Origin of the sequence: Fusobacterium sp. (genome assembly GCF_019012925.1) — a bacterium.
Taxonomy (GTDB): Bacteria; Fusobacteriota; Fusobacteriia; order Fusobacteriales; family Fusobacteriaceae; genus Fusobacterium_A.
On sequence record NZ_JAGIRL010000015.1, the window covers coordinates 41561 to 53904 of the forward strand.

General features: G+C 32.4%; 9 protein-coding genes. All 9 read right to left on the bottom strand.

Translation table 11 applies throughout. The features are described 5' to 3' along the window. Positions 1 to 19: 19 nt before the first annotated feature. The 9 genes from QZ286_RS02420 to QZ286_RS02460 all read right to left on the bottom strand — a co-directional run bounded on the left by QZ286_RS02420 (position 20) and on the right by QZ286_RS02460 (position 12297). A complete protein-coding gene (locus QZ286_RS02420) occupies positions 20 to 889 on the bottom strand; it encodes a tyrosine-type recombinase/integrase (protein WP_291255387.1) in 870 nt (289 codons plus the stop codon). 57 nt (positions 890 to 946) lie between these two features. Beyond that, positions 947 to 2257, bottom strand: a complete 1311-nt coding sequence (trmFO, locus tag QZ286_RS02425) for a methylenetetrahydrofolate--tRNA-(uracil(54)-C(5))-methyltransferase (FADH(2)-oxidizing) TrmFO (protein ID WP_291255388.1) — start codon at positions 2255 to 2257, stop codon at positions 947 to 949. 10 nt (positions 2258 to 2267) lie between these two features. After that, positions 2268 to 4538: a type I DNA topoisomerase gene (topA, locus tag QZ286_RS02430; RefSeq protein WP_291255389.1), complete on the bottom strand. Its 2271-nt coding sequence runs from the start codon at positions 4536 to 4538 to the stop codon at positions 2268 to 2270. Positions 4539 to 4616: 78 nt separating this feature from the next. Further along, on the bottom strand, positions 4617 to 5654 hold the full coding sequence (gene dprA, locus QZ286_RS02435; RefSeq protein ID WP_367243727.1) for a DNA-processing protein DprA: 1038 nt from the start codon (positions 5652 to 5654) through the stop codon (positions 4617 to 4619). Positions 5655 to 5700: 46 nt separating this feature from the next. Next, on the bottom strand, positions 5701 to 6396 hold the full coding sequence (locus QZ286_RS02440) for a tetratricopeptide repeat protein (protein WP_291255391.1): 696 nt from the start codon (positions 6394 to 6396) through the stop codon (positions 5701 to 5703). An 11-nt stretch (positions 6397 to 6407) separates the two neighbouring features. Further along, entirely contained in the window at positions 6408 to 7616 is a 1209-nt protein-coding gene (gene xseA / locus QZ286_RS02445) for an exodeoxyribonuclease VII large subunit (RefSeq protein WP_291255392.1), read from the bottom strand. Between the two features lie 14 nt (positions 7617 to 7630). After that, complete coding sequence (uvrB, locus tag QZ286_RS02450) at positions 7631 to 9613, bottom strand: excinuclease ABC subunit UvrB (protein WP_291255393.1); 1983 nt, start codon at positions 9611 to 9613, stop codon at positions 7631 to 7633. A 121-nt stretch (positions 9614 to 9734) separates the two neighbouring features. After that, positions 9735 to 10898, bottom strand: coding sequence for a YibE/F family protein (locus QZ286_RS02455; protein WP_291255394.1), 1164 nt, complete (start codon positions 10896 to 10898; stop codon positions 9735 to 9737). A gap of 19 nt (positions 10899 to 10917) precedes the next feature. Beyond that, positions 10918 to 12297 (bottom strand): alkaline phosphatase, encoded by a 1380-nt coding sequence (locus QZ286_RS02460; RefSeq protein WP_291255395.1) that lies wholly within the window; start codon positions 12295 to 12297, stop codon positions 10918 to 10920. Positions 12298 to 12344: the final 47 nt, after the last annotated feature.

Below are 12344 nucleotides of genomic sequence, written 5' to 3' on the forward strand. Positions count from 1 at the left end.
TCCTCACACTATCCATTCTTTAAAGTTTCACTTCTATCAATTCTTGATAAACTCTTGTACTCTCAAGAGTTGCATGTCCCATCAACTCTTTTAAATATAGTAGATCCATACCGTTATTCAGCATATGTACAGCAAATGTATGTCTAAAACTATACGGACTAATCTCACGATCTATTCCAGCTCTCTCAGCATATCTATCTATTATTCTACGTAGAGATCTATCACTTAATCTAGTAGCTGAACCATTTACAAAGAGTATATCTGGATTGTATCTCTCTCCATATTTCTCTTTTTTAGAATCTACATATTTTTTGAAAAACTCTCTAGTTCTCTCACTAAAAAATACAACTCTACTGCTCTTTCCATTTGTAACATATAGCTCTCTTCTATCTAGATCAAAAACCTTCTCTCCAACTCCTAGCATCTCTGTAGAAGTTATTCCACTGGAATACAATAGCTCCAACATCAATCTATCTCTCAATCCATTAGCTGTTTTTAATGAGATCACATCTCGTAATCTATTGATCTCATCTAAGCTTAGTATATCTGGTTTCTCTACAAGAAAACTTGGAGAAGCTACCACTTCAACTGGACTTTGATTAACATTTCTATTTTTCACAAGATATTTAAAAAATGAACGTATAGATGATAATTTTCTATTTACAGTTCTTTTAGTTATCCCATTCTCTTGAAGAAAAGCTATAAATCCTCTAATCATAACAGAATCTACATCTATACTCGACTCTACTCTCTCTATCTCGTTTAAATATTGTGCTAATTGAAGTAAATCTTTTCTCATAGATTTTACAGTGTTCGAGCTTTTATTATCTCCAAACTCTGCAAAATATAGAAAATCTTTAATATCTCTTTCTATATTTCTTTTCTCCATATTTAACTATACCACTCCAAATTATATAACATTTCTCTCTCTGGTACAACTATAAATTTATTTAACATCAGCTAATCTAGTATCTAAATACTCTAAAGCTATTGTAGAGATCTTGTTATATCTCTCTTTTTTATCTCTTATTCTCTCATCTAAGCTTCTTATAATTCCAAAATTTGGTCCCATTGGTTGAAAGTTTTTCTTATCCTCAGTTATATATTTAACCATTGCTCCAATAGCACTTCTGTCATCTAATACAAATGGCTCTTTTCCTGCCAATCTATTAGCTATATTTATAGCAGCCATCATTCCTGTAGCCACAGAGGATACATAACCTTCACTTCCTGTGATCTGACCTGCAAAATACACATTGTCTCTAGTTTTTAATTTTAAACTCTCATCTAATAATTGAGTTGAATTTATAAATGTATTTCTATGCATAACTCCATATCTTATAAACTCCGCATTTTCAAGTCCAGGTATCATAGAGAAAACTCTCTTCTGCTCTCCCCATTTTAAATTTGTTTGGAAACCTACTAAGTTATATAATTTTCCCTCTTTATCATCCTGTCTCAATTGAACAACTGCATAATCCATCTTATCTGTTTTAGGATTTATAAGTCCTTTTGGTTTTAATGGTCCAAATACAAGTGTTCTCTCTCCAGTCATAGCTATTCTCTCCACTGGCATACAAGCATCAAATATTTTCTCCTCCTCAAATGCTTTTAATGGAGCTCTTTCTGCTGTTATTAGAGCATTGTAGAAGTTATAATACTGCTCCTTATCCATTGGACAGTTTATATACTCTCCCTCACCCTTACCATAACGAGACTGTCTGTATGCTATATCCATATTTATCGACTCCAATGTAACTATTGGAGCTGCTGCATCATAAAAATATAGATAATCACTATGAGTAATCTCAGCAATCTTTTTAGATAATCCTTCAGATGTAAGTGGTCCTGAAGCAATAAGAACAATCTTATCCTCTGGTATCTCAGTTAACTCCTCTTCGATTATCTCTACATTCTCCATCTCTTTTAAAACTCTAGTTATCTCTTGAGAGAATCCATCTCTATCCACAGCTAGAGCTTGTCCTGCTGGAACTCTATTTCTATCTGCACTCTTTATTACCAACGAATCTAATCTTCTTAACTCCTCTTTCATAAGTCCTGATGCATTGGCTAGGTTATCTGCTCCCAATGAATTACTACACACTAACTCAGCAAAATCATCACTTTTATGAGCTTCTGTCTTCTTATGTCTCTTCATCTCATAAAGTTTAACTTTTATCCCTCTTTTACCAAGTTGATAAGCTGCCTCACTTCCAGCAAGTCCAGCTCCTACTACTATTACCTCTTTATTTGTCATTAAGTACTCCTTATTTTTTATCTATCTTTCTTATATTCTTACACTCTGGGTATCCTGTACAAGCTAGGAATTTACCCCATCTTCCTCTACCAATTTTAAATGGTCTTCCACATTTTTCACATACCCCAGCTTCTTTTAAAATCTTCTCATCTTCAGCTAATAGTTTTGAAAGCTCTGCATTTATCTGCATAACTCCATCTTTCTCTTGAATCTGATTGTTAGCTAAAGCTTTTCTTATCTCTGGTGGTAATGGCATTCTTAAATTATCTTGAACATATTTTTCACTCTCTAAATAGCTACCAAATCTTCCAACTTTCAATAGATACATATCTCCATTTTCAGTTTTTACATCTGTAGCTTTTCCTTGCTTAGTTTTAACTAATTCTTCTACCTTATCTCTCACAAAGATCTTACCTTGTTTTATCTCTTCAGCTGGAATATCTATCCCTTTCAAAGATATTTTTTCCTTGCACTCCCCGTCCTTATCAACCTCTGGACAAGCTAGGTATCTTCCAAACCTTCCTGTTTTTAATATCATATTTCCCTTACCACAGCTACAAGGTACATCTGATTCTATTCTACGATTAGCTTCCTCCTCTACCTTCTCAGCAAACTTGTCTATGTACTCTTTTAACTCTTTATAGAATACAGAAAGTAGAGTTATCCAGTTCTCTTCTCCCTCTGCCACCTCGTCTAATTGATTCTCCATTTCAGCTGTAAATTTTACATTCATTATATTTGGAAAGTTTTTATCTAAAGCATCTTCTATCTCAAATCCCAACTCTGTTGGAATAAAGCTTTTCCCCTCTATTTTTACATACTCTCTCTTCTTCAATGTCTCTATTATTGAAGCATAAGTTGAAGGTCTTCCTATTCCTTCTGCCTCCAATTTTTTTACAAGAGATGACTCTGTAAATCTTGAAGGTGGTTTTGTGAAATCCTCTTTAATATGTAATTTTTCTAATTTAGTTTTATCCCCTATCTTAATCTCTGGGAAATCTCCTAATGGCAATTCATCTTCATCTTTAAATATTTTATAATAACCATCAAATATTATCTTATTGATTGTTCCTCTAAAGTCAAATTTATCATATGTAGCTACCAATTCAAACTGTTCATACTTCATTGGAGCTAATTGAGATATCAAAAATCTCTCCCAAATCAATTTATATAATTTCAATTGATCCTTATCTAAAGAGACCTCCAATATACTTGGAGTTAAGTTTATATCTGTTGGACGTATTGCCTCGTGAGCATCTTGGATCTTCTGCTTACTTTTACTCTCTTTTTTCACTCCTAGATACTCTTTACCAAAGTTCTCTAAAATATAGTTTTTAGCCATCTCTTGAGCATCTTCAGAGATTCTTGTAGAGTCTGTTCTCATATAGGTAATCAAACCTTTATGAGTTCCATTTACATCTATACCCTCATATAGCCCCTGTGCCACTCTCATAGTTTTGGAAGCTGAAAATCCCAAATATGATGAAGCTAACTGCTGTAAAGTACTAGTCTTTAAAGGTAGTGGTGAGTTCTTAGTTCTCTTACTTACCTTAGCCTCACTAATTGTAAATTCCTTTTTCTCTATTGATTTTATCTCTTTTACAACATTCCCATCAGTTAATCTATCAACTTTTTTTCCTTCTACTTTATATAGAGCTAATTTTAGTTTGTTGGAAAAATCTCCCTTTACCTCCCAAAATTTTACTGGCACGAATTTTTTTATCTCATTTTCTAAATCGCAAATAAGTTTTAAAGCCACTGATTGCACTCTACCAGCACTGGTATTAGAAGCTATACTCTTCCAAAGCAGTGAACTTATTCCATACCCTACCAATCTATCCAATATTCTTCTAGCTTGTTGGGCATTGACCTTGTTCATATCGATCTGTCTCGGATGAGTAATCGATTCCTTTATTGCGTGTTCAGTTATCTCATTAAACTCTATTCTATTAGTGTCGTTTTCATCTAATTTTAAAGCATAAGCTATGTGCCAAGCTATTGCCTCTCCTTCTCTATCAGGGTCAGATGCTAGATAAACTTTATCTGATTTTTTTGCCAAAGCTTTAAGATTCTTTATTACATCACCTTTTCCCTTGATTGTAGAGTATGACGGAGTAAAATTATTCTCCACATCCACTCCTAATTTACTCTTAGGTAAATCTCTCACATGTCCAAATGATGCTACAACCTGAAAATTCTTTCCCAAAATTTTTTCAATTGTCTTAGCTTTCGCTGGTGACTCAACTATTACTAAATTTTTTTTATCTGTTGTCTTTGCCACTTACTTCACCCCTGTTGCTCTATTATCTCTTTTCCGTTTCATTCTACTAAATTCTTAAAAAAAAATCAAGATTTCTATTTAAATTTTTCTCCTATACTTTCCTCCAGGAACACTCATCACCACTTTTTTTACTTCTAAATCCATTAAAATAGATAGTATTTCACCTGGTTTCATCAAAGTTGCCATAATAATCTCATCTAGATTTTTTTCTCTCTCAAGAACATTGTATATTTTTTCTTCATATTCTGTCAAATTTAATTTCTTTTTTTCCTCACTTACTCTCTTTTTCCAATTAAATTCATCTAATATATCCTCCACAGAGGTTACTAATTTAGCACTCGAATTTTTTATAAGATTATTACACCCCTCTGACACAGGAGAAAAGATCTCACCAGGGATTGCAAATACCTCTCTTCCCTCCTCCAATGCCAATTCAGCTGTAATTAAACTTCCACCTTTTATCTTACTTTCAACCACTGTTATACCTTGTGAAATTCCAACTATTACTCTATTTCTCATTGGAAAATTGTAAGCATACGGCAACGTTCCTAAAGGATATTCACTCATAATTAAACCCTTTTCTCCTAATTCTTGCCATAATCTCTCATTCTCTTTAGGGTATACCACATCCAATCCACTACCCACAATTGCTATACTCTTTCCCCCATTTTCCAATGTTTTTTGATGACAGATTCTATCAATTCCACTTGCTAGTCCACTGACAGTTGTTACTCCATTTTCCACCAACTCTCTTACTAATTTTTCACAAGCTATCTTTCCGTATGAGGTGGGCCTTCTTGTCCCTACTACCCCTATCTTTTTCCCTTTTAGAATAGAAATATCTCCTCTATAATACATAAATATTGGTGGTTTTGCTATATTTTTTAACTCCTCTGGATAATCTCCATCTTTGATAAAAAGAAGAGACACTCTATTCTCTTTTAATTTTTCTATCTCCTCTTTCAAGTCTACTTTTTGAGAGTCCCAAATCTTTTCTATCTCTTCAATCTCCAATTTGTAGCTATCTTGTAACACTCTTTTATCAACTTTAAAAATATCTTCATACTCTTCAAAGAACTTCAGTAGTATTCTAAATGTCCTGTCTTTTATATCCACCACTTTTAACCTATACCACTCCAAGCCCCTCACCTCTTTTGTGATTTTAATTATTTTTTAGCTCTGCATATAGTCTTATTAACATATCTCTTATTACCTTCGAATTAGGATATCTATTTCTTCCAACTTCCAATATATTTTTTGCTTCTCCATAATTTTTAGTTATCATATAAACATCTCCAAGCCCTGTATATACTGCTTCATCTTGTCTATATTTCATATACTTATTAAAATCATTGATAGCCTCTGAATAGTTTCCAATATTTCTATTTATAACCCCTCTTCCTAAATATGCTTCATAGAAATTAGGATCCATCTCTATACTCTGAGTGTAGAGTCTCAATGCATTCTCATTGTCATTTAAAAATCTTGCTGATGTAGCTGCCCCAAAAACATTCTTTATGTTTGTATTATCCCTTGAAAAAACCTCATAAGCTTTTTCATATCTTCCATTTTTAAAGTAGTAATCTCCCACATTAAAAAGCTCATTACTGTTGTTTTGTAGATAATCCATATAGATGTCAAATTCCTTTTTATACTCCTTATAATTCTTCTGTAATCTCCATTTATCCCTATCAAAAGAGATCTGTTGATCCAACTCTTTTATTCTCTCCCATCTCTGATTCATCTCTTGTCTACTTACATCTACTTTCTCTTTTTCACTGTCCCCTTTCCAGAATAAAAATCCCTCTCCATAAACTAAGCTTCCCATTAAAAACAATAAACTTACTATCTTCTTCATCAAATATCTCCTCAAATCTTTATAATCTTCTCTACTCTTCCTGAAATTGATCCATCATTTAATCTGATATCAATCTCCTCTCCTATATCTAAATCATCTACACTTTTTATGCTAACACCAGCCTTACTAACAACACTATACCCTCTTTCCAATGTTTTTAGAGGATTTAAAGTTATCAATCTCTGTATCTTATTCTCCAAACTATTTCTTTTACCCTCTATGTAATAGGTAATAGCCTGTTGTAGCCTTCTCTCCCTCTCAACTAAAACACTGTTTTTCTCCTCTATCACTTTTGAAAAACTCTTTATGTAGTAGTTATTCTCTCTGCTCTCTAACTCTTTTCTCTTCTTATTTAATATGTTCTTCATAAGAGTATTTAGGTATCTCTCTCTATCCTCTAATCCCTCTATACTCCTCTTTCTCTCTGGAACAGATAGCTCTACTGCCTGTGTTGGAGTAGCTGCTCTTACATCTGCAACTAAGTCTGTCAAAAGGTTATCTATCTCATGCCCTACTGCTGATATTATTGGTTTTTCAGAATTAAAAAATGCCATAGCTGTTTTTTCTTCATTAAAAGCCCATAGATCCTCTATACTTCCTCCACCTCTTCCAGCTATTATCATATCTATTTCAGGAATCTGATTTAGAACCTCTATCCCTCTCACTATCTCATCACTTGACCCCACTCCCTGTACTTTAGCTGGATACACATATATATTTATAGTATTATCTCTCTTTTTCACTGTTTTTATTATATCCTGTACAGCTGCTCCTGTAATTGCTGTAACTACACCAATATTTCTTGGATAGTTAGGTAGTGGTTTTTTGTAGAGAGGTGAAAAATATCCCTTCTTTTCCATCTCTTTTTTTAACTCTTCTAACTTAGCAAACATATCCCCCAACATATTTTTCTTTTCAATATGTCTAACTAAAACTTGGAAATCCCCTCTATTTTCATAAAAGCCAACATCTCCAAATAATTTAACTGAATCTCCATCTTTTAAATCTTCAGCTATTCTCTTAAATTTATACTTGAAAGCCACACACTTTATTTGTGCTTCTTTATCTTTCAAATTAAAATAGAGATGTCCACTTTTATAATAGGTTACTCCTGAAAGCTCCCCTTCCAAAAAAAACTCTTTCAAATTTGGGTTATCTTCTATATACCCTTTTATCATTCTATTAAATTCAGTTACTGAATAAGTTCTCTCTTCAAACATAATTCTCCCTCAAATTAAAAATCTAGTAACAATTTTTTTAATTTTATCATCTCATCTCTTTTTATTATAGCATTTTCAAAATCCAGCTCCTTAGATAGTTTTACAATCTCTTTTTCAAGTTTTCCTATCTCTTTCTCAATATCACTCTTTGAACTAAAACTCTTGATATCTTTATCTTTTGTCAATTCCTCTGGTAGTCCATAATCTAGATTTATAACATCTTCACTTATCTCTCTTATCACTGTCTTAGGATCTATACCATTCTCTATATTATACTGATTTTGTATCTTTCTTCTTCTATATGTTTCATCTATAGCTGCCTTCATAGAATCTGTTAAAATATCTCCATAAAGTATAACTCTTCCCTCTACATTTCTAGCTGCTCTTCCTATAGTTTGGACCAATGAACGCCTACTTCTTAAGAATCCCTCTTTATCTGCTTCCAATATAGCTACAAGAGAAACTTCTGGTATATCCAATCCCTCTCTAAGTAAGTTTATCCCAACCAGTACATCAAATTCACCTTTACGTAACCCTTTTATTATATCTATTCTCTCCAATGTATCTATATCTGAGTGCATATATTTAACTCTAATTCCAAGTCCCAAATAATACTCTGTGAGTTCCTCTGCCATCTTTTTAGTAAGTGTTGTAACCAAAACTCTCTCTCTCTTCTCTGCTCTCACTCTGATCTCTTCCATTAGATCATCTACTTGATTTTTAGTTGGTCTGACCTCTATCTCAGGATCTAATATCCCTGTTGGACGAATCAATTGTTCAGCTATATTTCCATCTGATTCAACCATTTCAAAATCTCCTGGAGTCGCTGAAACAAAAACTGTCTGTCCAGTTAATCTTCGGAACTCTTCAAATCTCAAAGGTCTGTTATCAAGTGCTGATTTCAATCTGAAGCCATTATCCACCAAAGCTTCTTTTCTTGCCCTATCTCCATTATACATTCCCCTAATCTGAGGAACAGATATGTGTGACTCATCAATATATGTAACAAAATCCTTTGGAAAATACTGTAATAGTGTATCTGGTGTCTCTCCTACTCCCTTTCCTGATAGGTATCTAGAATAGTTTTCTATACCCTTACAATATCCAATCTCTCTTATCATCTCTATATCATACTCTGTCCTCTGTTTCAATCTCTGAGCCTCCAAAAGTTTTCCCTTCTCTTCAAAGGCTTTAACCTCTTCTATCTTATCCTTTTGAATCTCTGCTATTATTCTTTCTACATCTCCATCTTCAGTCAAATATTGAGTAGCTGGATATATCATTATTCTCTCTAGATTCTTTTTTATTTTTTGTCCTGTTAAAGTATTTATCTCTGAGATCTCTTCTAAGTCCTCGTCCCAAAACTCCAATCTATATCCACTCTCCATATACGAAGGATATATATCTATTACATCTCCCTTTATTCTAAACTTTCCTCTTTCAAAAGCTAGATCATTTCTTTCATACCTAATACTTATTAATCTTTGGATTAGCTCTTTTCTACCAATCCCTGTTTTTCTATCAATAGGAATTGTCATCTTCTTATATGTTTCAGCTGATCCTAATCCATAAATAGCCGATACAGAAGCTACTATTATTACATCTCTTCTATTAATTAAAGCTGCTGTTGCTGCCTGTCTCAATTTTTCTATCTCATCATTTACAGATGAATCTTTTTCTATATATGTATCTGTTACAGCTATATATGCTTCTGGTTGGTAGTAATCGTAATAAGATACAAAGTATTCAACAGCATTCTCTGGAAAAAATGATTTATATTCACTGTATAATTGTGCCGCCAATGTTTTGTTTGGAGCTAATATAAGTGCTGGTCTATCTGTCTCTTTTATTATATTAGCAATAGTAAAAGTCTTTCCAGATCCTGTTACCCCTAGAAGTACTTGGTCTGCTATCCCATTATCTATATTCTCAACTATTTTTTTTATTGCCTGTGGTTGATCTCCCATAGGAGTATATTTAGAATGTAATTTAAACATTGAATCACCTTTTTTATTTTTATAATTTAATTATACCATATTTACTCCCTATATCATAAGAAATAATAATAAAAATAGGATTGTTGTCTCTCTTTACAACAATCCTATTTTCTAATTTTTCTTATTTTAAAATTATATTAAAAACTTTTTTAAGTGGACATCTCTTTTTTAAGATACTCTCTATATCTATTTGTAAAGAGTAAATCACTCCCCCTATATAAGTTGTCATTGGAGCTACTACCACTAACCCTATGCTCCCTATTATTATTTTAATTATTTCAGAAGTTATCAGCTTCATATTTAAAATCTGTAACAATGTCATATCTCTTTCTAAAAATAGCATCATTAAAGTTAAAAATCCTCCTGAATATGCTAATAACAATGTGGTTGTCATTGTTCCTATTACAGATCTCCCTACATTAAATCCAGATTTTATTAGTTGATGAGTTGAAATTTTAGGATTATGATATTTTAACTCCTCTATTGTTGCTGCCATATCCATTGCTATATCCATTGCAGCTCCACTTGCACCTATCACTATAGCTGAATAAAATATTTTTAATATATCTATTCTCATAGCACTTGCAAAAACAACACTTTGAGCAAAAGGCTGATTCATTCCATCTATCCTAAATATATCTCCAAAAAGAAAAGTTAAACTTGCTGTAGTAAATAATCCAGACATTGTTCCTAAAAAAGCTGTGATACCCTTTCGTGTAAATCCTGCTACTAAAAAAATAATCAATGCTGATAAAAATACTAAAGTTATAATTGTTATAAAAAATATATTTTCACCATCTTTTAATGCAGGTATTAAGTATTCCCAAATTATTACTACACTTCCCACAAATGATATAAGTGATTTAAATCCTATTCCTCTAGCATAGATTAATAATAAAACTATAAAAATACAGCCTAGCTCCATAATTTTATCCATTCTTAATAACGATAGTGCTTTCCCTACTATTTCACCCTCATTCTCCAAAATTGCAACTAAAATTTTATCTCCAGTTGAATAAACCTCATCATATTCCATACTACCATTCAATAAATTATTTATCTCTATTACTTCCCCTTGATACTTTCCACTTAATATCTCTACTTCTAAATTTTGACTTCCTATTCTAGAGATTCCTTGAGTTATCATATTACTGTTATCTATTGATATAACTCTCCCTATCTGCTCTTTTTTTAATACTTTTTCATCTATACATTCTCTTATTTTTTCATTAAAAATTAGAAAAGCAAGAGAAAATACTATTATCATAACTCCTATTTTTTTCAACCTAATTAACCCCCTAAGGTTATTTTATCTCTTTTCCCATGCTGTTAGCTATACTTCTAGCCACATCAGTATTATCTTTAAATCCTGTAAATTTCTCTGCTCCTTCACCTACAACTGCCAATGGTACTTGTACTCCTGTATGTGCAAAAGTAGTCCATTGCATTCCTGATCTTTCTGATATAATATGGGCTACAGCTATTGCAGTAGGACTATATCCACCAAATGTATCTCCAACCTCTTCCTTCTCATCTTCTATTTTCATAGCTCTTAAAATACTTTCTTTTTCTTTATCAGTTAAATTTTTAAGTCCTAAGTTTTTTTCAATATAGTTAAAATACTCTGTTTTATCCCCTTTATATATCCCTTGTAATGTATCTTCTATTGAGACTTTTACATTTTTTAGCTCATCTAATTTCATATAGTAATTATTCCCAAATCCCATTCCCATTCCACCTGTTTCATGGTCAGCTGCTACAACTATTAATGTATCTTGTGGATATTTTTTATAAAATTCATATGCTGATTTTATTGCATCATCAAAAGCTAGAGTATCATATATTGTCCCTGCAACATCTTGAGCATGAGAAGCATGGTCTATTCTTCCTCCCTCTACCATTATAAAGAATCCATCCTTATCTTTAGATAAAAGTTCTATTCCCTTATCAGTCATCTCTTTTAAAGTTGGATACTCTCCATTTTTATCATCTATTGTATATGGCATATGTGAAGCTTTAAAAGTAGCCAAAACTTTTTCTCCCTCTTTAGGATTCCACTTCTCAAAATCTTTTATTGATTTTTCCCCTAAATATACTTGATATCCTCTCTCTTTAAATTCACCTATTAAATCTCTATCATCTTTTCTTTTACTTGTTAATCCACTATTTTTTCCAACAAAATGTCTATATCCTCCCCCAGCTAAATAATCTACACCACTATCCACATAATCAACAGCTATGCCATTTTCATCATCTCTATCTATATTATGTGAAGCAAATACAGCTGGAGTTGCATGAGTTATTCTTGTAGTTGTTACTAATCCTGTTGCCATACCTTTTTCTTGTGCTATTTCTAAAAGGGTTTTCAAATCTTTTCCATCTTTATCTTTTGCTATATATCCATTGTTAGTTTTGTGTCCTGTTGCTAAGGCTGTTCCTGCTGCTGCTGAATCTGTTATTAAAGTGTCTGCTGAATAAGTAGTTGTTATTCCTACTGTTGGTAGTGAGTTCATCAATAATTTTTCATCTTTTTTTAATACCTGTTTTTTAAACTCTTCAGTTATCTGTCTTTGACCTGCTCCCATTCCATCTCCTATAAAATAGAATACATACTTAGCTTGTGCAAAGCTTGTCACTGCCATCATTGTCATTCCTAAAAACATTATTTTTTTTCTACTTAACATAAATTCCCTCCACACTATTTTAATTTCTTTGACAAATTAATTTTATC